This is a genomic window from Klebsiella sp. D-Nf1 (assembly GCF_002810515.1).
GTDB classification, from domain to species: domain Bacteria; phylum Pseudomonadota; class Gammaproteobacteria; order Enterobacterales; family Enterobacteriaceae; genus Klebsiella; species Klebsiella variicola.
In genome coordinates this window covers 72,297-93,376 of the sequence record NZ_PIOK01000003.1, presented here as the reverse complement: position 1 = coordinate 93,376, position 21,080 = coordinate 72,297, and the positions used below count along the sequence as shown (strand labels likewise).

Genomic DNA, 21,080 nt, shown 5'->3' with positions numbered 1-21,080 from the left:
TTACTTCACGAAACGGTCAGTGACGTACTGACGATAATCGGTTCCCGCCGCGGGCACTTTGCCCTGCTCTTTCAGGAAGCGCGCGGTATCGACGATGGCCTGATTGACCGGACCATTCAGCGCCTGCGCCTGCTCAGCGGCGGTCAGGTAGGTGTTCCCCTTCACCAGCCCGGGGACATCGGCTTCCGGCACGCCGCTCAGGCGCGCCAGCTTGCTGATGTTGTCCGGCTGTTTCAGCCATGTTTCCGGGTTGGCGATGTAGGGCTGCTGGGCGTCGATGGCGCTTTTAGCAAAGGCTTTGACGATCTCCGGATGCTGCTCGGCGAAGTCCTTACGGACCACCCAGACGTCGAGGGTTGGCGCGCCCCACTCCCCAACCTGCGCGGAATCGGTCAGCACCTTGCCCTCTTTTTCCAGTTCGTTAACCGCTGGCGCCCAGACGTAAGCGCCATCGATATCCCCGCGCTGCCAGGCGGCGATAATCGCTGGCGGCTGCAGGTTAATAATCTGCACCTGTCCCGGCTTGATGCCCCAGTGTTTGAGCGCCGACAGCAGGCTGTAGTGGGTGGTGGAGATAAACGGCACGGCAATGCGCTTGCCGATCAGATCTTCCGGTTTGGTAATGCTTTTTTTCACCACCAGCGCTTCGGAGTTGCCGAGCTTTGAAGCGAGCAGGAACACTTCAATCGGCACCTGCTGACTGGCAGCCACCGCCAGCGGGCTGGAGCCGATATTGCCGATCTGCACATCGCCGGAGGCCAGAGCACGCACCACGCTGGCGCCGCTGTCAAATTTCCGCCAGTCGACGGTCGCGCCGCTGGTTTTGGCGAAGGTGTTGTCCGCCTGGGCGACTTTCGCCGGCTCAGCGGAGGTTTGATACGCCACGGTCACGTTGACCGCCTGCGCCTGGAAGGCGGCGACGGCCAGCGCCGCCAGAAGAGTAATTCGCGATGTGAATGCCATAGTGTCTGCTTCCCCTGAGTTGTTATAGGTGCAGTATTTCCGGCATCAGGAGGGAGATGAAGTAATTAAAAATTCTGGCTAATAGCGAATCGTTTTTAGAACAAAAGCGGGAAAGGATAGTTGGTTTTGTGCGGTGGGTTGGTGCCGGGTGCCGGCGACGGATCGCGCAATGTGTAGGCCGGGTAAGCGCAGCGCCACCCGGCACAAAACTCAGCGCTTCGCGTTAAGCGCAGCGATGTCCTTCGGCGTGGTGCGGCAGCAGCCGCCAATCAGCTTCGCCCCGGCCGCCAGCCACTGCGGCAGATAATCCGCCAGGGTGGCGCAGGCTTCGCCATGATGGTGCCAGGTCTTGCTCACCGCATCATAATGTTCGCCGGAGTTAGGATAGACCACCAGCGGCAGGGCCGTCAGGCTGTGCAGATGCGCCAGCGCCGCGGGCGTATTTTCCAGGGCGATACAGTTGATGCCCACCGCCACCACCTGCGGGTTATCCGCCAGGGCAGCCATCACCTCGCACAGCGGCGTGCCATCGCTGAGATGTTCGGCGTCGCGCAGCGTGAAAGAGTACCAGGCGCGGGCGCGGGGATAGTCTTGCAGCAGGGCCGTCAGCGCCTGGATCTCAGCGAAGGACGGCAGGGTTTCACAGGCCAGCAGGTCGGCGCCCGCATCCAGAAGGGCTTCGACGCGCGGGCGGTGGAAATCCTGGAACTCTGCCGCGCTGCGCTGATAATCGCCGCGATACTCCGAGCCGTCGGCGAGAAACGCGCCATACGGCCCTACCGAACCGGCCACCAGCAGCGTACCAGCCTGCGGGTTCTCAGCGAGGTACGCCTCGCGTGCTTTGCGCGCCAGTTCGACGCTTTTGCCGATCAGCGCCCGGGACTGCGCATCATCCAGTCCACGCGCGGCAAAACCCGCCGGGGTGGCCTGATAGCTGGCGGTGATCGCCACCTGCGCCCCGGCGCGAAAGTAGTCGAGATGCACATCGCGGATCAGCTGCGGGTTCTCCAGCAGCACTTTCGCCGACCACAGGCTGTCGGCCAGATCGCAACCGCGCGCCTCCAGCTCGGTGGCCATAGCGCCATCCAGCAGGACATAAGGCTGGGCGGCCAGAAGGGCAGTGAACGGATTAATCTGCGACATGTTGGGACTCCTGAGTCATATTCCGTGAACGAGTGAGATACCAGGCACCATAGCACAGGGCCACAAAGGGGATCCCGCACCACAGCGCAATTCTCTGGCTCGGGTCAAAGGCGAGGCCCACGCAGGCCACCAGGCACAGCACAAAGCCCAGAACGGGCACCACCGGATACCAGGGAGCGCGATACTGCAGATCGCTCAGGGCCTTACCCTGCTGCAGATGGCGGCGGCGGAACATAAAGTGCGAAGCGCAGATGCTCAACCACACCGCCACCACCGCAAAGCCGGAGATCGCCGACAGCGCCACAAACACCGTATCGGGCGCCACCACGCTGGAGAACAACGCCAGCACGCCACCCAGCATACTGACCGACAGCGCAGTCACCGGGACGCCCCGTTTATTGACTTTGGCAAAGCAGGTCGGAAGCGTCTTCTCGTTCGACAACGACCACAGCATCCGCCCGGAAGCGTACAGGCCGGAGTTTGCCGCCGACAGGATCGCCGTCAGGATCACGAAGTTGAAAATGTCCGCCGCGTAAGGGATGCCCACCTTTTCAAACACCAGCACGAAGGGGCTTTTCTCCACCCCCGCCTGCTGCATTGGGATCAGCGCCGCCAGCACAAACACGGTGCCGATAAAGAAAATGATCAGCCGGGCGATGGTAGTGCGGATGGCGACCGGAATGACCTTGTGCGGGTTTTCCGTCTCTCCGGCGGCAATGCCGATAAGCTCCGTTCCGGAGAAGGCGAAGTTCACCGCCACCATGGTCATCAGGATCGGCAGGCCGCCATGCGGGAACCAGCCTTCGGCGGTGATATTATGCAGGCCCGGCGCCGGGGAGCCATCCTGCATCGGAATGAAGCCGAAAATGGCCGCGCCGCCGAGAATAATAAACGCGATGATGGTGATCACTTTCACCAGCGAGAACCAGAACTCGCCTTCGGCGAAGAAGCGCGTCGAAATGATATTAAGGCCGAAGATCACTGCGCAGAATACCACGCACCAGATCCAGACCGGCACCTGCGGGAACCAGTACTGCATGCAGAAGCCCGCCGCGGTGAAGCTCGACCCCAGCGCCACCGTCCACGTCAGCCAGTAGAGCCACGCCACGGTATAGCCCGTCGCCGGGCCAAGATAGCGCGCCGCGTAGACGTGGAAGGCGCCGGTCTCCGGCATCGCCACCGACAGTTCACCGAGACACTGCATCACCAGCCAAACCACCAGGGCGCCAATCAGGTACGCCAGCAGCGTCCCGGCCGCGCCGGTGGTAGAGATGATATAGCCGGTATTAAAGAATAAGCCGGTGCCAATCACGCCGCCGAGCGACAGCATGATCAGATGGCGCGTTTTCATGGTGCGCTTCAGTTGCCCACCTTGTTGTTGTGTTGTGCTTTGCATTTTATTTTCTCACGCCAGCCCGCTTGCCCGGGTCATGATGCGTATAAACGTATAGACATCTAAACATCCAAAAGAAGAAGAGTTATACCGTGACGCCGCGGAAAAAGCAAAGCCGCTGCACCAGGGCACGCGCCGACAGCGTGCAGCCTGCCCCATTTTTGCGCAGCGCCGGCTGGCGCGCCACGCGCTGACGCCTCATCGCGACAGACAACGTTCTGGCACTCTCTTTGCAGCCTGTCGTTCAGAACCTTTCTATCTGGCGAGGCAACACGTATGACAGAGCAAACCACCACCTTAAAAAGAACGCTCGGCAGTTTTCGTTTATGGGGGATCGCCGTCGGACTGGTGATATCCGGGGAGTACTTCGGCTGGAGCTACGGCTGGTCACAGGCGGGCACGATGGGGTTTATGGTCGTCGCCCTGGCGGTCGCCGCGATGTACTGCGCCTTTATTTTCAGCTTTACCGAGCTGACCACCGCCATCCCGCACGCTGGCGGCCCTTTCGCCTACGCCTACCGCGCCTTCGGGCCCACCGGCGGCTTTATCGCTGGTTTTGCCACCCTGATTGAATTCGTCTTCGCCCCGCCGGCCATCGCCATGGCCATCGGCGCCTACCTCAACGTGCAGTTTCCGGCGCTGGATCCGAAATGGGTCGCCTGCGGCGCTTACGTGATCTTTATGACGCTCAATATTCTCGGCGTCGGCATTGCCGCCACCTTCGAGCTGATCGTCACCCTGCTGGCCATCTTCGAGTTGCTGGTGTTCATGGGCGTGGTCGCGCCCGGCTTCTCCTGGAGCCACTTCACCACTAACGGCTGGGCGGGCGCGGAAAGCTTCAGCGGCCTGGCGCTGCCGGGGATGTTCGCCGCCATTCCGTTCGCTATCTGGTTCTTCCTCGCCATTGAGGGGGCCTCCATGGCGGCCGAAGAGGCCAAAGATCCGCAGCGCACCATTCCGCGCGCCCTGGGCGGCGGCATTCTGACGCTGACGGTGCTGGCGATCGGCGTGATGGTCTTCGCCGGCGGCGTCGGCGACTGGCGCGCGCTGTCCAATATTAACGATCCGCTGCCCCAGGCGATGAAGACGGTCGTGGGCAATGGCAGCGGCTGGCTGCATATGCTGGTGTGGCTGGGGCTGTTTGGCCTCGTCGCCTCCTTCCACGGGATCATTATGGGCTATTCGCGGCAGATCTACTCCCTCGCCCGCGCTGGCTATCTGCCCGCCGGGCTGGCGACCCTCAACCGCCGCACCCGTACCCCGCATCTGGCGATCCTCGCCGGCGGCGTGGTCGGTATCGCCGCGATCTTCTCCGACTCGCTGATCACCATCAGCGGCATGCCGCTGACCGCCTGTATCGTCACCATGTCGGTATTTGGGGCTATTGTTATGTATATCACTTCCATGGCGGCGCTGTTCAAACTGCGCCGTAGCGAGCCGAAGCTGATCCGTCCGTTCCGCGCCCCGCTCTACCCGCTGGCGCCGGCCTTTGCCCTCGGCATGGCGGTGATCTGCCTGGTGGCGATGGTCTGGTATAACCTGCTGCTGGCGCTGATTTTCGCGGCGATGATGCTCGGCGGCTACCTGTGGTTCCGCAAAACCGCAGCAGCCCGTGAACGGGCACCAGTGGATCCTCAACTGCGCACGGTCTCCTGAGGAGGCGGCATGTATAAAACCACGCTATCGGGCCAGGTATGGCGCTTTGATAGTCTGAAAACGTTGATGGCAAAAGCGTCGCCGGCCCGCTCCGGCGACGCCCTCGCGGGGGTTATCGCCACCTCAGCCGAAGAGCGGATGGCGGCGAAAATGGCCCTCGCCGAGGTGCCGCTGACCGACATTCTCGACAACCCGCTTATCCCTTACGAGCAGGATGAAGTGACTCGCCTGATCCTCGACACCCATGATGCGCAGGGCTTTGCCGCCCTGCGTCACCTGACGGTCGGCGATTTTCGCGACTGGCTGCTGGATGATGCCACCGATACCGCCACGCTGCAGCGGGTCGCCCGCGCCATCACCCCGGAGATGGCGGCGGCGGTCAGTAAGCTGATGCGCAATCAGGATCTGATTCTTGCCGCCAGCAAATGCCAGGTGGTGACGCGCTTTCGCAACACCATCGGCCTGCCCGGCCACCTCAGCGTACGCCTGCAGCCCAACCATCCCACCGACGACCTGAAAGGCATCGCCGCCAGTATGCTCGACGGGCTGCTGTACGGCGCTGGGGACGCGGTGATTGGCATCAACCCGGCCAGCGACAGCTTACCGGTGCTGGCGCAGCTGAACGTCATGCTGGACGATATTATTCAGCGCTTCGCCATCCCCACCCAGTCCTGCATTCTGACCCATGTCACCAATACGCTGCAGCTGATTGAGCGCGGCGCGCCGGTGGATCTGGTGTTTCAGTCGGTAGCCGGAACCGAAGCGGCCAACAGCGGCTTCGGCATCAATCTTGCCATGCTGCAGGAGGCCCGCGAGGCGGCCCTCAGCCTCAGGCGCGGTACCCTCGGCAACAATGTGATGTATTTTGAGACCGGCCAGGGAAGCTGCCTGTCGGCCAACGCCCACCACGGCGTCGACCAGCAGACCTGTGAGGCGCGGGCCTACGCGGTCGCCCGCCACTTTGAACCGCTACTGGTCAATACCGTGGTCGGCTTTATCGGTCCGGAGTACCTCTACGACGGCAAGCAGATTATACGCGCCGGGCTGGAGGATCATTTCTGCGGCAAGCTGATGGGCCTGCCGATCGGCTGCGACGTCTGCTATACCAACCACGCGGAAGCGGATCAGGATGATATGGACACCCTGCTGACCTTGCTGTGCACCGCCGGGCTCACCTTCCTGATCGGCGTGCCCGGAGCGGACGATATCATGCTCAATTACCAGAGCACCTCGTTCCATGACGCGCAGTACGCCCGTCGCCTGCTGGGCTTAAAGCATGCCCCGGAGTTCGCCGACTGGCTGGCGAAGATGCAGATTATCGATCCGCACGGCGCGCTGCGGCTCACCGACGCCCGCCATCCGCTGTTGTCCGTCCTGCCGCAAGGAGCCCCCGTATGAACCGTCCCGATGCCTGGAACCCGCTGCGTGAATTTACCGATGCGCGGATCGCCCTGGGGCGCAGCGGCGCCAGCCTGCCGACCCGCGAAGTCCTTAACTTTGGTCTGGCCCACGCCAGAGCGCGGGATGCTATTCATCAGCCGTTCGCCAGCCAGCAGCTGGTGGCGCCGCTGGCGGCGCTCGGCCTCGACGCCCTGACGGTGCACAGCGCCGCGCCGGACCGTCACACCTATCTGCGGCGTCCGGATCTCGGGCGGCAGCTCGCCGACGAGAGTCGCGCCGACCTCGCCGCCAGCGGCGTCCGCCCCGCCGATCTGCTGCTGGTGATCGGCGATGGCCTCTCTTCCTGGGCGGTAGAGCGCCAGGCGGTGCCATTGATCCGCGCCCTGCTGCCCTATCTGCAGACGCTGGGTATCGGCCTGGCGCCGGTAGTGCTGGCGCATCAGTCGCGGGTGGCGCTGGGGGATGATATTGGCGAAACCCTGAAAGCCCGCGCGGTGGCGATCCTGATTGGCGAACGACCGGGTCTCTCCTCGCCGGACAGCCTCGGCGTCTACCTCACCTGGCAGCCCCATCGTCAGCGTCTGGAATCTGAGCGCAACTGTATCTCCAATATTCGTCCGGAGGGATTAAGCCATGACGCCGCCGCCTTTAAACTGGCCTGGCTGCTGGAGCAGGCTTTTTTACGCCGCGTCACCGGCGTGCAGTTAAAAGATGAAAGTGATAATCCAGCGCTGCATGGGAAAATAAAACCGTTGACCCCTTTAAAATAATAAGTCACGTGAGCAGCAGAATAGATTTTCAATATGACCTGGCGCACCTGAATATTATATTCGGGTGCGCGCTGAAATTGCCCGGCGACGCTTCGCTTGCGCGGGCCTACGGAAACCGTTCAACCGGTTTATATGGCCTATTTCCCAGACTGGGTAAGGCGTCAGCCGCCCGCCGATAAAATCCAAAAACCGTGTTGTCGCCAGCCCTATGCCCTTCCCTGCAGGTAATAAGAATATTGCATGAGTAAAAACGAAACGGACGTTGTAAGGTAAATCAGCGCATTAAAAATATCCGTCATACTTCAAGTTGCATGTGCGTTGGCGGCGTTCTCTCCCCCCAGTCACTGACTTCTGTAAGCGCCTGGGGACTCGCTCACTTGCCGCCTTCATGCGACTCGAATTATTTAGGGTATATATCTCGTTATCTATTCAACATAACAGCCAATAATTCACCGAATACGCTGGCGAATTATTCCTCAATGTTATGCAGTCATTGATGGTTAAAGATAAATAATCGACCGACGGAGAAATACCAATGAAATCGTTTTCCGGGAAAGCGTCTTTAATGGCCACGCTGGTTGCCGCGCTGGTCGGCGCCAGCAGCGCGCAGGCAGCGGAAATTAAAATCGGGGTGGTATTACCCCTGAGCGGCGCCCTCAGCGGCTACGGCCAGCCGTCGCAGAAAGGGCTGGACATTATTCAGGCCATCACCCCGACGTTAAAAAATGGCGATACCATTAAGCTTATCGTTATCGATGATAAAAGCGACAAAGTCGAAGCGGCCAACGCCATGCAGCGGCTGGTCTCCAGCGATAAAGTGGATGCCGTGATCGGTGAAGTCACCTCCTCCAACACCCTGGCGATGACCAAGATCGCCGACGACAGCAAAACGCCGCTGGTATCCTCCACCGCCACCAACGACCGCGTCACCCGTAACCATCCGTACGTCAGCCGGGTCTGCTTCTCGGACAGCTTCCAGGGGGTGGTCGGGGCCAATCTGGCCTCCCGCGATCTGAAAGCCAAAACCGCCGCCATCGTGTTTGACAGCAGCAACGACTACTCCGTCGGCCTGGCGAAAGCGTTCCGCACCCAGTTCCTGAAAAACGGCGGCACCATTCCCATCGAGGTACAGGCCCCGGGCGGCAGCAAGGACTTTAAAGCCCAGCTGGCGAGCGTCAAGGCGAAGAATGTCGACATGATTTACATGCCGATCTACTACACCGAAGGGGCGCTGATTGCCGTGCAGTCTAAACAACTGGGGCTCAACAAACCGGTGGTGGGCGGCGACGGTCTGGCCGCGGATCAGGTCTTCTTCGATGTCGGTAAAGACGCGGTCAACGGCTATATGACCACCGATTATTACTCGCCGAACGCCAAAGAGCAGACCCCGGCCGGGGAAACCTTCATCAAAGCCTGGGAAGCCAAATACCAGCAGCCGACCCATACCTGGGGCGCAATGGCGGCGGACGCCTATAACGTCATCGTCAACGCCATGAACCAGTGCAGCGATCCCCACGATCGGGTCTGCGTGAATGAAAAAATCCGCGCCACCAAAGATTTCCAGGGCGTGACCGGCACGCTGACGTTACAGAACGGCGATGCCATTCGCAGCGCGGTCATCAACGAAGTGAAAGATGGCAAGCTGGCGTTTCGTACCGTGGTTAACCCTTAAGTTGTGACGAGGCTACAAAATGGACGGCGCCATTTTTCTCCAGCAAGTGGTCAATGGAATGAGTCTTGGGGGCATGTACGCCCTGATTGCCATCGGTTATACGATGGTTTATGGCGTGCTACGGCTGATCAACTTCGCCCATGCGGACGTGATGATGGTCGGCGCGTTTAGTACGCTGTTTTTATTTTCTTCAGTTGGGCTACCCTTCGGGGTAGCCGTTTTCCTGACCCTCGGGCTGTGCGGCCTGTTTGGTATGCTGATTGACCGGGTCGCCTATCGTCCGCTGCGTCAGGCCTCGAAAATCTCCATGCTGATCACCGCCATCGGCGTCAGCTTCTTCCTCGAAAACCTGTTTAACGTGCTGTTCGGCGGCAGCTCACGCTTCTTCTCCGCCCCTGACTTTTTCAACCAGACCCGCGCCTTCGGCAGCGTCATCATTACCAACGTGGCGTGGATTGTGCCGCTGATCACCGTCCTGCTGCTGCTGGCGATCCTCTGGCTGCTGTACCGCACCCGTTATGGGATGGCGATCCGCGCGGTGGCCTTTGACGTCAACACCGTGCGCCTGATGGGCATTGACGCCAACCGGATCATCTCCCTGGTCTTCGCCCTCGGCAGTAGTCTCGCGGCCCTCGGCGGCGTGTTCTACTCCATCAGCTACCCCACTATCGATCCCCTGATGGGCGTGCTTATCGGCCTGAAGGCCTTCGCCGCCGCCGTGCTGGGCGGGATCGGCAGCGTCACCGGCGCGGTGCTGGGCGGCTTTATCCTCGGTTTTACCGAAGTGGTCGCCGTGGCGATCTTCCCCGAACTGGGCGGCTATAAAGACGCTTTCGCCTTCCTGTTCTTGATTCTGGTCCTCTTGTTCCGCCCGGTCGGCATTATGGGCGACGAACGTCTGGAAAGGAGCCGTTTCTGATGCTCAACGCGACGACGACCGCCGGTGCGCAGTTGCGCAACCTGGCCATTATTGTCATCTGTATCGCGCTGTTGGCCGGAATCAACGTGGTTTTCAATGACTACATTGTTCGTGTCATCAGCACCATTTTTATCTTTATGATCCTTGCGGTCAGCTACAACCTGATCAACGGCGTGACCGGCCAGTTGTCGCTGGAGCCGAACGGCTTCGTGGCGGTGGGCGCCTACGTGACCGCCCTGCTGATCCTCTCCAGCGACAGCAAGGTAGACATGTTTGAAATGGCCGCCCCCAGCCCGTGGATCCTCAGCCTGCACGCGGGCTTCCTCCCTGCCCTGCTGATAAGCGGCCTGTGCGCGGCGGCGCTGGCGGTGTGCCTCGCCGTGCCGGTCTTCCGGGTGCGTGGCGACTACCTGGCCATCGTCACCCTCGGCTTTGGGTTTATCATCAAGATCCTCGCCATTAACAACCCGCAAATCACCAACGGGGCCATCGGGCTGAACGATATTCCGCAGCAGCCGCATCTCCTGTTCTGGTGCGGGCTGTTCGCCCTGCTGGCCACCGGCATGATCCTCCAGCTGGTATGGTCGAAGTATGGCCGGATGATGAAAGCCATTCGCGACGATGAAGATGCGGCGATCGCCATGGGGGTCAACACCTTCCGCATCAAAACCTGCGCCTTCGCCACCAGCGCCTTCTTCGAAGGGATCGGTGGCGGTCTGCTGGCTTCGCTGCTGACCACCATTTCCCCAGGGCTGTTCGACTTTATGCTCACCTTCCAGCTGCTGATTATTATCGTCCTCGGCGGACTCGGCAGCACCACCGGCGCCCTGCTCGGCACCGTCCTGGTGGTCGGCAGCGGCGAATGGCTGCGCTTCCTCGACCAGTCGCTGCAGTTCTTCGGTCACGATCTCGGCGCGTATCCGGGCCTGCGAATGGTGGTCTTCTCCCTGCTGTTGCTGATCATCATGCTCTTCGCCCGCGAAGGGCTGCTGGGGAAAAAAGAGATTTGGCAGATGGGAAGAAGGAACAGCAGCTATGGCGGAAAATAACATTATCCTACAGGTGCAGGACGTCACCATGCAGTTTGGCGGCCTGCGGGCCATCGACAACGTCAGCTTCCATGTTGATGAAGCGGAGATCTTTGGCCTTATCGGCCCCAACGGCGCGGGCAAAACCACGTTGTTTAACGTCATCACCGCCAACTATAAACCCACCAGCGGCAACGTCACCCTGGCGGGTACGTCGCTGAAGGGGCTGAAGCCCAACCAGGTGGTGAACGCCGGGATCGCCCGTACCTTCCAGAATATCCGTCTGTTTAACTCCATGACGGTGCTGGAGAACGTGATGGTCGGACTCGACCGCGCCAGCCGCTACTCGCTGCTGGAGGCGGCGCTGCATATTGGCCGCTACTTTCCGGCCGAACGGGCGGCGAAAGCCAAAGCCATGGCCATTCTGGAGGACATCGGCATCGCCCACTTCGCCCATATGCAGGCTACAAACCTGAGCTATGGCAACCAGCGAAAAGTGGAGATCGCCCGCGCGCTGGCCACCGCGCCGAAGCTGCTGCTGCTCGATGAGCCGGCCGCCGGGATGAACCCGAAGGAGACCGAGGATCTGGCAGAGCTTATCTTCCGCATGCGCCATGACTATCAGCTCAGCGTCCTGCTGATTGAGCACGATATGCCCTTCGTCAACCGCCTGTGCGAGCGGGTGATGGTTCTGGAGTACGGTAAGCCGCTGTTCAGCGGCCTGATGGCCGAGGCGATCCAGCATCCGGACGTCATTTCCGCTTATCTGGGAGAAGCCAATTATGCTTAACGCCCGGGAACTAAAGGTCTTTTACGGCGTGATCCAGGGGCTGAAAGGCGTCGATATCGACGTCTATGACCGGGAAATCGTCACCCTGATCGGCAGCAATGGCGCCGGTAAAACCTCCACCCTGAACGGGATCGTCAACCTGGTGCGCTCCAGTGGGCGCGTCAGCTTCCTCAACGACGATATCTCACGCAGCCAGACCCACCAGATTGTGCGCCGCGGGCTGGCGCTGGTGCCGGAGGGACGTCGGGTCTTTACCAACCTGACTATCGAAGAGAACCTGCGCATGGGCGCCTACAATAATCTCGCCGGCTACACCCGCCTGCGCGATCGCATGTATGCCCTCTTTCCACGGCTCAAGGAGCGGCGCCATCAGATGGCGGGCACCATGAGCGGCGGCGAGCAGCAGATGCTGGCCATCGCCCGGGCGCTGATGAGCGAGCCGGTGTTATTGATGCTGGATGAACCGAGCCTCGGGCTGGCGCCGAAAATTGTCGGCGAGCTGTTCGGCATCATTAAGCAACTGCGCGAAGAGAATATGACGGTGCTGCTGGTGGAGCAGAATGCGACGGCAGCGCTGGCTATCGCCGATCGGGCGTATGTCCTGGAGAATGGCCGGATCACCTTGTCAGGCGCGGCGCGGGAGATGCTGACTAACCCGGAAATTAAGCGGATGTATCTGGGGGGATAAGCGTGGTCAAAACTGCCTGGGCTGCGGCGGCGCATCCTGTGATGCCGCAACCTCAGGCAGTCTCTTGCTACACAAAGCACACCTCGTTCCAGTAGGCTTCTCGCGTCCTGCGTCGCTCAGTATGTCTTATCATGACGGAACCACCGGGTTTCCACGTTGCCAATGTCCACGCCGTAGAGGCTGGCCACCGGCAGTATCGCCTCCATGACGCGCTGGGTATCCTGCTGTCCGGCTTCGCCGTTGGACATCAAAGCCAGCCAGCCCGTTAATCGTTGCCACAATGCCACTTTCATTTTCTCCTCTGTCGGGAAGCGAATCGCTTGGGTCTATTTCAACCACAGTTGGCCGGGCGCGGGAAATACTAATTCCGAATTTGCAATCCTGGCTGGCGCATATTACGCCCGGTCCTTTCCCCTCACCCTAACCCTCTCCCTGAGGGAGAGGGAACCGCCCGGCAATCGTTGCAGCCCCGGTATACACCGCGGGGCTAACGCCCATGCGCACGATGAACGGAAAATTACCCCTATCCCCTCTCCCTCACCCTCACCCTCTCTCCGGAGGGAGAGAGGGCCGCCCGGCAATCGTTGCCGCGCCGGTAAAACGCCAGCGCCGCATAAAGAATACCCACATGTTTGTTAAGTTCTTTTTCGTTATAGATAAGAATTTTTTCTTCTTTGCCGCCGACGGGGAATTTGTGGGAGCGTGATGTCCACAAAACAAAACAGGGATTCAGGGGAAAAACATGCGCAATAAAACCACAAAAATTGCACTGGCGCTGGGTATGCTGCTGCTCGCGTCTCAGGCACAAGCAGACCAGCTGGCTGACATCAAAGCCGCCGGCGTCGTGAAAGTCGCCACCTTCGACGCCAACCCGCCGTTCGGCTCCGTGGATGCCAAAACCCACCATATCGTCGGCTACGATGTCGACTTTGCCCAGGCGCTGGCGAAAGCGCTCGGCGTCAAACTCGAGCTGGTGGCGACGAACCCGGCTAACCGTATTCCGCTGCTGCAGTCCGGCAAAGCCGACCTGATCGTCGCCGACATTACCATCACCCCGGAGCGTGCCCAGGTCATTGATTTCTCGACGCCGTATTTCGTCACCGGCCAGCAGTTCCTCGTGCCGGCCGGCTCTCCGGATAAGCTCGATGAGTACAGCAAAGCGCGCATCGGCGCGGTGAAAGGCACCACCGGCGAACAGGCCCTGCACCAGCGTTTCCCGCAGGCTCGCGTCCTCTCCTATGACGATATTCCGCTGGCCCTGACCGCCCTGCGCAACGGCAACGTCCAGGCCATCACCCAGGACAGCACCATCCTCGCCGGTCTGCTGGCGGAAGCGCCGGATAAAGCCAAGTTTAAAATTCTGCCCGACCTGCTCAGCAAAGAAGAGATTGGCGTGGGCGTGAAGAAAGGCGAACCGGCCCTGTTGAAAGCCGTTAACGATGAGCTGGTGAAGCTGGAGAAAACCGGCGAAGCCGCGAAAATCTATGATGTCTGGTTTGGCCCTGCCACTAAAACGCCGCAGCCGCGCGCCTTTACCATAGAAGCGAAATAATATGTTCTCGGGTTTACTCTCCCACTCCGCGGCCCCGGCCGCGGATTTTTCACGTCTGCAGCGCGCCAGCATTACGTTTCGTGATGTGGCCAAGCGCTACGGCGATCATCAGGTGCTAAACGCGATCAACCTGCAGGTCGAACCCGGCGAAGTGGTGGCGATCCTTGGCCCTTCCGGTTCGGGAAAATCGACGCTGATCCGCTTGATCAACCAGCTCGAATCCTTAAGCGGCGGCGAGATCCTGATCGACGATAAACCGACCAGCCGGCTGAGCGGCAGCGCCTTGCGCCAGCTGCGCAGCCGCGTCGGTTTTGTCTTCCAGCAGTTCAACCTTTACGCCCACCTGACGGCGCTGGAGAACATCACGCTGGCGCTGGAGCGCGTCCACGGCTGGGGGAAAAGTGCGGCTCAGGAGCGGGCGCTGGCGCTGCTGCGCCAGGTCGGACTGGAAGAAAAAGCGCAGCAGATGCCGGCGCAGCTCTCCGGCGGCCAGCAGCAGCGGGTGGCGATCGCCCGCGCCCTGGCCTCCTCGCCGCAGATTATCCTGTTCGATGAGCCCACCTCGGCGCTCGACCCGGAGATGATCGGCGAAGTGCTGCAGGTGATGAAAACCCTCGCCCACAGCGGGATCACCATGCTGGTGGTGACTCATGAGATGCAGTTTGCCCGCGAAATTGCCGACCGGGTGGTGTTTATCGACGGCGGCGACATTCTCGAGGTCGCCCCGCCGGCTGAGTTTTTCGCCCATCCGCAGCATGCCCGCGCACGGCGTTTTCTGCAGAAGGTGCTGGATCCGCTGCACCAGGAGAGCCTCGCGTGACGCCGATGCTTGACTGGCACGGCGTCCTGAGCGGGCAGCCGTTGCAATGGATCATCTCTGGTTTTCTCACCACCGTCTGGGTCAGCGTCGCCGGGATCCTGCTCGCCACCCTGCTGGCGGTCCTGCTGCTGGCCCTGCGCCTCGGCGGCGGCCGCGCGGGGCGCGGACTGGTGGCCGCGTGGGTCTCGTTGTTTCGCAATACCCCGCTGCTGGTCCAGCTGCTGTTCTGGTACTTTGCCGCCTGGAATCTGCTGCCGCTGGCGGTGAAGGAGGTGGTGAACGACGAACACGCCTGGTCCATTCTGCCGGGTAACGTCTGGTGGCTGACGCCGGAGTTCCTCTGCTCAATGTGGGGGCTGGGGGTCTTTACCTCCGCCTTTCTGGTGGAAGAGATCGCCGCCGGACTGCGCGCCGTCAGCCACGGGCAGCGGGAAGCCGCGCTGTCGCAGGGCTTTACGCCGTGGCAGGAGCTGCGCTTTATCCTCCTGCCGCAGGGGCTGGCCAACGCCTGGCAGCCGATTGTCGGCCAGTATCTTAACCTGATGAAACTCTCATCGCTGGCCAGCGGCATCGGCTTTGCGGAACTGACCTATCAGGTACGACAGATTGAGAGCTATAACGCGCACGCGCTGGAGGCGTTTGCCGTGGGTACCGCGCTGTACCTGGCGCTGGGGGTGGCGATGGGCGTGGCGCTAACGCGTCTCGGCCCGGGAAGAAAACTGCAACGGAGCGCCCAACATGAACGCTAATCTGGCGGTGATCGCCGATAACCTCGATTACCTGCTGTGGGGCCGACTGGCGGAGGGCCAGCCCGGCGGCGTGGCGCTGACCCTGCTGATGGCTATCGGCGCCACCCTGCTGGCGCTGCCGGGAGGCATTGCGCTGGCGGGCCTGGCCTGGCGCTACGGCGGGCTGGTGCGGCGTCTGTTGTTTCTGTGGGCGGAAATTATTCGCGGCATCCCGCTGATATTTGTCATCTTCTGGCTGTGGTATCTGTTGCCGATGCTGACCGGCGGCGATCTGCCCGGCGCGGTGACCGTGACCCTGGCGCTGGCGTGGTTTACCGCCGCCTCGGTGATGCACTCGGTGCTGGCCGGGCTGCAGTCGCTGCCGAAAGGACAGTATGAGGCGGCGCTGACCCAGGGGTTCGCCCCCGGGCAAACGCTGCGCCTGGTGCTGCTCCCGCAGGCGCTGCGCAATGTTCAGCCCTCGCTGGTGGGGATCTTTATCGGCCTGCTGAAAGACACGTCGCTGGCGTTTATCGTCAACGTCCCGGAGCTGACCACCGTGGCCGGCCAGGTCAACAACCGGGTGCAGATCTATCCACTGGCGATCTTCGTCTTCACCGGCGCGGTGTACTACCTGCTGTGCTGCGGTCTGAGCCTGCTGGCCAGCCGGCGTTTTACCCGCCGCGCGACCGCCGGATAAGGCTCACTCCGCGGGACGGGGCTTCACCGGGCAGGTATCGCTGATCTTAATAAATTTGTCGTTATAAACCAGATAGTGGTTCCCCGGCTGGCGCAATGCCGGCTGGCGAACCACGTCGCCAGGACGCAGATACCACGCGTCCCCCTCCTCTTCGGTCGAATCGCATCCGGGTTTAATCAGCAGCTTGAACCAGGTATTGCCGGTGTTGCTCACCGTCCCGGCCACCTTATCGAAAGACCATTTAAACTGCACCTCGCGTGGGCGCACCACCAGAATGGTATCCATCACCACCACCGGCTCCATGCTGACCTCGCCGCCGGTTGGGCTGCGCCTCGTCAGGTTACGCGTGGGGATTTCGCGAAACGAGACCCGATAGTAGCGCTCGCGGTTATCCCGCGGGCCATGATAGTAAAATTTGAAGTACTCGCTTTCACCTGCCTGCAACGCCAGCTGGCGGGGGGCGAACAGCAGCTCACCATCCACCGGCCGGGAGCGTACTTCGCTGCCGCCCGGGCGATCGATGGCGCTGATGGCGATGCGGTACAGCCGCGCGCTTTTATTGTTGTTGACCACCCGTTTGCTGGCGAAATCCGCTTCGGCCGGCAGGGAAAAGGTCAGGTTGCCGACCGAGATCGCCTGAGCCAGCGGCGCTGCCAGCAGGCAGCCCACCGTCAGCAGGGCCTTAGTTAATGTTGCGCCACGTCGCCTGGACATGAATCTCTCCTGAAGCGCTGACTTCGCCAAACCAGCCGTTATCGTCTACCGTCCGCAGCGAAATGGCGTTATCCATCGGAATCGAAAATTTCACCGTGGTCTTATCCATCTGCCCCACTTCGCCGGAGATATCGGTCCATGGCGTGGTCAGCCACAGCGCATCGGTCATATCCCGCCAGCTGTCATCGCACCCGGCATCGTAGGTCTGCGTCGTGCCGCTGCGGGTGATAAAAGAGAGCGTCGCCGGGAACGGCACTTTCGCCGTACCGTCATCAGAGCTGAAGAGACAGTAGGAACGCCCGCCAATCACCTGCGCCGGTCCGGTCACCTTGATCAGCACTTCATCGGCGGCCGTTTTACCGCTGGTGGTGACGATGTAGCCGAAATCGAGCGCCGGTTCGCCGCTGCCGACATATCCCTCGCGCGACGGCGCCGAGGTATATTCGTCGGAGATAATGCTGATGCTGAAATCACGGGGCTTGATAATCAGCGTGTTGGAGGTGGAAAACTCATACCAGCCTGACTCCGGCGAGGTGGTGTTCTGAAAGCGAAAGTTGAACAGATCCTTGGTGTTGATATCGCTGATCCCCAGATTGACCATCTGCTTAAAGAAGTTGCTGGAGAAGAAAACATAGATTGAGTCTGAGCTCTTCATCTCGTTGAAGGTGTAGTAATAAGCGGTATTGCTCACCGGCTTCCATGAGCTGCCATTGAGGCTGAACTGCATATCGTACGCCCCGACGGCCGAGGCCAGCGACGAGTTGGCGATCGCCGGGAAAATATGGATCGAGGTGTTGCTTAAGCCGTTGGTCTGCAAGGTATAGTTGACCATCTTACAGCTTAATCCTGCGCGGCTGCCGATGGTCTGCGTCTGGCAGTCGGCGTTCCCTTCTCCCAGGGTCGGCACGCCGTCGCTGTTGATAAACACCTCCGCCAGCGAGTGAGTATTAATCAACCGCAGGTTCGCGGCTTTGGTGTGGGTGACGTTGCGCACATACCAGTTACCGGAGGCCTGATCCTTACAGCGCGCACCGCTGCTGGCATCGTAGTTCACCGAGGTCTGACAGGCATTGATGGTCATTGTAAAGCTGCCGCCGACCGGCATCTGCTGCAGATATTGATAAAACGCGTCCGACATCATGCCGTGCATCCACTTCGCGCCGCCGCTGGTCACCGTCGCGCCATAAAACCCGCTTGCGTCGGTGGATTGCGGCAGGATCAGGCTGGTAGCCATATCGCAGCCGGCGTACCAGTTGATGCAGCGCAGGCCGGTTAAGGGGTGCGAAACCGGCGAGTTTTCCAGCCACATATCAAACTTCCAGTTGGCATTGAGCCCGGTGTTGTAGCCGTTATCGATATAGCCGAGGCTTTGCTGATAGATGGTGCCGGAGCCGGTGTATTTTAAGCCGGTCCAGCGGTTAGCCCCGGTCATACGCGGATCCAGCGCCCCACCGGGGGTGACGAAAAAGTTGTCGTCGGAGTTGTTTTCAACAAACACAAACTCGCGCGCCGGCGCATCCGACCAGGTGGTCTTGGACACCGCCGCCCTGAGCGCGGCTGCCGGCCAGAGCAGCGCGAGGATCGCCAGCGCCATCAGTGCATTAACTTTCATTCTCTTCTCCTGTCTGCTGCACCGCCGCCCACGACGAGAGGCCGCTGCAGACCACATCCCCGACCCAGACGGCGCCGCGCGCCTGGCTGAGCTCCAGCGCCACTTCGCAGGTTTTATTGCCGCCGTAGCTGAAATCGATAGTGGGGTATTTCTTATCCACGTCCATGACAAACTCGCCGTTTTCATCGGTGCGGGTACGGCCGATATGGTTGTTAATCCGCGCATTCGCCAGCAGCGTGCCGTCTTCCGCACGAATACGACCGGAGACGGTGACCATCTGCTTCACCTCTGGCTCAATCACCGCGACGTTGCCCGGATAGAGAGTCAGATGACTCTTGCGCCCACTGACGATGTCGTAACTGTCGAGCGAGTTTTTGCTGTTCTGCAGCTCCACCTCATAGCGGCCATAGGGAGAGAGCGGCAGGTAGTTACGCTTGCCGCTGAGCGGGAAAATCCGCCCGTTAACCCTGGCGCTGATCTGACCATCGTCCTCCAGCCCGGTGTTGAAAATCACCCCGGCGTTACCGTCGGTTCGTCCGCTGGCGGCGATATTTTTGCCCTGCCAGCCGACGCTGCCGCTGGCGGTAAGGTTGGTGTTGACGTAGCCGTCTGCCGCGCTGTTGACGTTCAGCGTGCCGCTGGCGTAGCGGGCGTCGAACTGGGCATACGCCCCGCCGCTGAGGGTTTTGTCATCCCCGGTATCGCCGGAGATGGCCCGCGACAGATTGGCGCCGATGGTGCGAATAGTGCCTTCATCAAACTGCTTGCGCGCTGAGAGGTTAGCCATGGTGTAGCCGTTCTGATGGGTCATCCCGGCACTGAACCAGTTGCCCAGCGGCAGCGAGAGATCGAGAGCGATATATTTCCCGGTGTTGGCGCTGCTGTCGCCATTGTTATAGCGCTGGATCCCCGCCCGCAGGCCGAGCGATCCAAAGGCGCCGCTGTAGACCGTCTGATAGTAATCCGCGGTGTAGTAATGACTGTTGTAGCGGCGGTCATCGTTGTAGCTGACGCTGAACGTCCCCAGCTTCGACCACAGCGCGTTGAGGTTGAGGGTGCCGCCGATCGCTCGGTTGTCGGCATCGCTGCGCCGCAATTGATCGCCAATGCGGGTTCTCTCCTGGTTGACCCACACTGAACTGAAGCCCCCCGGCAGCGTGGCGCTGATGCTGCCGACGCTGCTCCAGGAGCTGTCGCTGGCCAGCATATTCTGCAGGTTAACGTTGATCGACTCGCCCAGCGGCAGCGTCAGGCGGGTTTCCCCCACCGCCTGATTGTCGTAGCCATAGCCCGTTGCCGCCCAGCTCAGGGTGCTGAGCGACCCGGAGGTCGAGAGGCCTGCCAGCCAGCTCTCTTTTGCCGGCCGGGTCTTTTTGCCGCTTTCCGACCAGCGATCCATATGGAAACTGCCGCCCCATACCTGCCACGCCAGCGGCGCGCCGATGCCGCGACCGCGGCTGAACAGCTTATTGACACGCTGGGTGCGTTTGCTGACCACCCGACCGTTGACGATCACCTCCACCTCGACATCGTAAATACCGTACGGCAGGCCGCGGGTATCCACTTCGTGGTTGCCCATGGCGAAATTCTGGACGCTCAGCAGCCTCCCCTCACGGGAAAGATGCACTTCGCCCGCTGCCGGTAAAAAGGCAATCACCGGCGTGGCCGACTGGCTGCTGTCGAAGACGGTGGAGCTGGCCTGGTTCCCCCAGGAAAGGCCGTAAATCTTGCCGGCCGAAATGGCGGTCATCGGTCCCAGGGACTGCAGGTTCCAGGTGTCGAGCATCCCACCGGCAAAACGGTGGCCGGCGAAATCGCGCTCATACATGGCCTTATATAATTCGCTGTCCTGCTGACCGCTGCCGATCCCGTACAGCGAGCCGTCGAGCACCACGTGATGCTCCCGCAGCGCCGTGACGTTGTTCAGCGACAGGTAGCTGGAGGTGTTGCTCCCGCCATTGCGCATCTGGTTGTTATAGACGCCGAGGTTATAGCTCAGGTTGCTGCTAAGGGTGTTCACGCTGGACTGGCCGATATCTTCGCTGCGCGAGCGCAGGACGGTGCCCAGCGCCTCGCGCTTGACCACCAGCTGCAGCAGCAGTTGGCGCAGGCTGAGATCCAGCTGCGCGCTGTCGGTCAGGGGAATGGTGAGTGCCTCGCTGAACGGGGCATTGGCCAGGCCGATCAGCTGCTGTCGGGTCTGTTCGCTGACGCTGGCGTTCCCCTCGCTCTCCTCCAGTTGGATCTGCCGGACGCGCAGCTGGCCGTCGTCCAGCCAGATAAAGGCGCTGCCGATCCGCTGATCGTCCCGGGTGTCCTGGCTGCCGGCAAGATGAATATAGAGCGGGACGCTCATACCGTCCTGCAGCGCCCGACTGAAGGCCTGCGGAATAATCACCCCACCAATCTGCTGAGCTCGTACGGCAGCAGCGCTGGCGTCGGGCTGAACGAACAAAAAGATCATGCCGAAGGCAAGCTGCGTTTTCAGTCCTGGGGAAATCCGTCGTAGAGGCATCGTCGTTATCCATCTG

Annotated in this window: 21 protein-coding genes; 12 read left to right on the top strand and 9 right to left on the bottom strand. The window is 60.9% G+C overall.

What is annotated here, in order from left to right:
- The 4 genes from tauA to CWM54_RS28650 all read right to left on the bottom strand — a co-directional run bounded on the left by tauA (position 1) and on the right by CWM54_RS28650 (position 3,713).
- Positions 1–963, bottom strand: coding sequence for a taurine ABC transporter substrate-binding protein (tauA, locus tag CWM54_RS14140; protein ID WP_008805331.1), 963 nt, complete (start codon positions 961–963; stop codon positions 1–3).
- 210 nt (positions 964–1,173) lie between these two features.
- Complete coding sequence (gene mmuM, locus CWM54_RS14135) at positions 1,174–2,106, bottom strand: homocysteine S-methyltransferase (RefSeq protein WP_100697542.1); 933 nt, start codon at positions 2,104–2,106, stop codon at positions 1,174–1,176.
- Entirely contained in the window at positions 2,093–3,502 is a 1,410-nt protein-coding gene (mmuP, locus tag CWM54_RS14130; RefSeq protein WP_100681357.1) for an S-methylmethionine permease, read from the bottom strand. Before mmuP ends, mmuM begins: the two co-directional genes overlap by 14 nt.
- An 82-nt stretch (positions 3,503–3,584) precedes the next feature.
- A complete protein-coding gene (locus CWM54_RS28650) occupies positions 3,585–3,713 on the bottom strand; it encodes a hypothetical protein (protein ID WP_165785931.1) in 129 nt (42 codons plus the stop codon).
- Positions 3,714–3,775: 62 nt separating this feature from the next.
- On the opposite strand from CWM54_RS28650, the gene eat reads away from it, so the two are divergent.
- From eat to eutC, 3 genes are read left to right on the top strand one after another with little or no spacing between them, the layout of a single operon-like run.
- Entirely contained in the window at positions 3,776–5,155 is a 1,380-nt protein-coding gene (gene eat, locus CWM54_RS14125) for an ethanolamine permease (protein WP_061155617.1), read from the top strand.
- A gap of 9 nt (positions 5,156–5,164) precedes the next feature.
- Positions 5,165–6,553, top strand: coding sequence for an ethanolamine ammonia-lyase subunit EutB (locus tag CWM54_RS14120; protein WP_100697540.1), 1,389 nt, complete (start codon positions 5,165–5,167; stop codon positions 6,551–6,553).
- Positions 6,550–7,326 (top strand): ethanolamine ammonia-lyase subunit EutC, encoded by a 777-nt coding sequence (eutC, locus tag CWM54_RS14115; RefSeq protein ID WP_064166043.1) that lies wholly within the window; start codon positions 6,550–6,552, stop codon positions 7,324–7,326. The genes CWM54_RS14120 and eutC overlap by 4 nt, the downstream gene beginning before the upstream one ends.
- Before the next feature lie 429 nt (positions 7,327–7,755).
- Here the strand turns inward: eutC and CWM54_RS28645 are convergent, their stop codons facing one another.
- Positions 7,756–7,899 (bottom strand): hypothetical protein, encoded by a 144-nt coding sequence (locus CWM54_RS28645; RefSeq protein WP_162677947.1) that lies wholly within the window; start codon positions 7,897–7,899, stop codon positions 7,756–7,758.
- Between CWM54_RS28645 and CWM54_RS14105 the strand changes: the two genes are divergently transcribed.
- The 5 genes from CWM54_RS14105 to CWM54_RS14085 are packed head-to-tail and all read left to right on the top strand — an operon-like array spanning position 7,892 to position 12,423.
- The gene (locus CWM54_RS14105; RefSeq protein WP_004147267.1) at positions 7,892–8,998 is read left to right on the top strand and encodes an ABC transporter substrate-binding protein; all 1,107 of its coding nucleotides are present in this window, start codon (positions 7,892–7,894) and stop codon (positions 8,996–8,998) included. The genes CWM54_RS28645 and CWM54_RS14105 overlap by 8 nt on opposite strands.
- A 19-nt stretch (positions 8,999–9,017) precedes the next feature.
- Positions 9,018–9,917: a branched-chain amino acid ABC transporter permease gene (locus CWM54_RS14100; RefSeq protein WP_002890128.1), complete on the top strand. Its 900-nt coding sequence runs from the start codon at positions 9,018–9,020 to the stop codon at positions 9,915–9,917.
- On the top strand, positions 9,917–10,966 hold the full coding sequence (locus tag CWM54_RS14095; RefSeq protein WP_100697536.1) for a branched-chain amino acid ABC transporter permease: 1,050 nt from the start codon (positions 9,917–9,919) through the stop codon (positions 10,964–10,966). Before CWM54_RS14100 ends, CWM54_RS14095 begins: the two co-directional genes overlap by 1 nt.
- Entirely contained in the window at positions 10,953–11,735 is a 783-nt protein-coding gene (locus tag CWM54_RS14090) for an ABC transporter ATP-binding protein (protein ID WP_061155621.1), read from the top strand. Before CWM54_RS14095 ends, CWM54_RS14090 begins: the two co-directional genes overlap by 14 nt.
- Positions 11,728–12,423 (top strand): ABC transporter ATP-binding protein, encoded by a 696-nt coding sequence (locus CWM54_RS14085; RefSeq protein ID WP_004204908.1) that lies wholly within the window; start codon positions 11,728–11,730, stop codon positions 12,421–12,423. The genes CWM54_RS14090 and CWM54_RS14085 overlap by 8 nt, the downstream gene beginning before the upstream one ends.
- A 116-nt stretch (positions 12,424–12,539) precedes the next feature.
- Here the strand turns inward: CWM54_RS14085 and CWM54_RS14080 are convergent, their stop codons facing one another.
- Positions 12,540–12,716: a hypothetical protein gene (locus CWM54_RS14080; protein ID WP_077274703.1), complete on the bottom strand. Its 177-nt coding sequence runs from the start codon at positions 12,714–12,716 to the stop codon at positions 12,540–12,542.
- A 449-nt stretch (positions 12,717–13,165) separates the two neighbouring features.
- Here CWM54_RS14080 and CWM54_RS14070 point away from each other — a divergent pair, with 449 nt between their 5' ends.
- Genes CWM54_RS14070 through CWM54_RS14055 form a run of 4 tightly spaced genes read left to right on the top strand, consistent with a single transcriptional unit; the run spans position 13,166 to position 16,223 of the window.
- Positions 13,166–13,975, top strand: coding sequence for an ABC transporter substrate-binding protein (locus tag CWM54_RS14070; protein WP_002890106.1), 810 nt, complete (start codon positions 13,166–13,168; stop codon positions 13,973–13,975).
- Position 13,976: 1 nt separating this feature from the next.
- Positions 13,977–14,795: an amino acid ABC transporter ATP-binding protein gene (locus tag CWM54_RS14065; RefSeq protein ID WP_061155622.1), complete on the top strand. Its 819-nt coding sequence runs from the start codon at positions 13,977–13,979 to the stop codon at positions 14,793–14,795.
- The gene (locus CWM54_RS14060; protein ID WP_165785808.1) at positions 14,792–15,544 is read left to right on the top strand and encodes an amino acid ABC transporter permease; all 753 of its coding nucleotides are present in this window, start codon (positions 14,792–14,794) and stop codon (positions 15,542–15,544) included. The genes CWM54_RS14065 and CWM54_RS14060 overlap by 4 nt, the downstream gene beginning before the upstream one ends.
- Positions 15,534–16,223 carry an amino acid ABC transporter permease gene (locus CWM54_RS14055; protein WP_008805320.1) on the top strand — a complete coding sequence of 230 codons (690 nt, stop codon included), beginning with the start codon at positions 15,534–15,536 and terminating at the stop codon, positions 16,221–16,223. The genes CWM54_RS14060 and CWM54_RS14055 overlap by 11 nt, the downstream gene beginning before the upstream one ends.
- A gap of 3 nt (positions 16,224–16,226) precedes the next feature.
- Here CWM54_RS14055 and CWM54_RS14050 read toward each other — a convergent pair whose 3' ends face one another.
- From CWM54_RS14050 to ecpC, 3 genes are read right to left on the bottom strand one after another with little or no spacing between them, the layout of a single operon-like run.
- On the bottom strand, positions 16,227–16,937 hold the full coding sequence (locus tag CWM54_RS14050) for a fimbria/pilus periplasmic chaperone (protein ID WP_061155623.1): 711 nt from the start codon (positions 16,935–16,937) through the stop codon (positions 16,227–16,229).
- Positions 16,906–18,549, bottom strand: coding sequence for a fimbrial adhesin EcpD (gene ecpD, locus CWM54_RS14045; RefSeq protein ID WP_100681361.1), 1,644 nt, complete (start codon positions 18,547–18,549; stop codon positions 16,906–16,908). Before ecpD ends, CWM54_RS14050 begins: the two co-directional genes overlap by 32 nt.
- Positions 18,539–21,064 (bottom strand): fimbrial usher EcpC, encoded by a 2,526-nt coding sequence (gene ecpC / locus CWM54_RS14040; RefSeq protein WP_100681362.1) that lies wholly within the window; start codon positions 21,062–21,064, stop codon positions 18,539–18,541. Before ecpC ends, ecpD begins: the two co-directional genes overlap by 11 nt.
- Between the last annotated feature and the right edge of the window lie 16 nt (positions 21,065–21,080).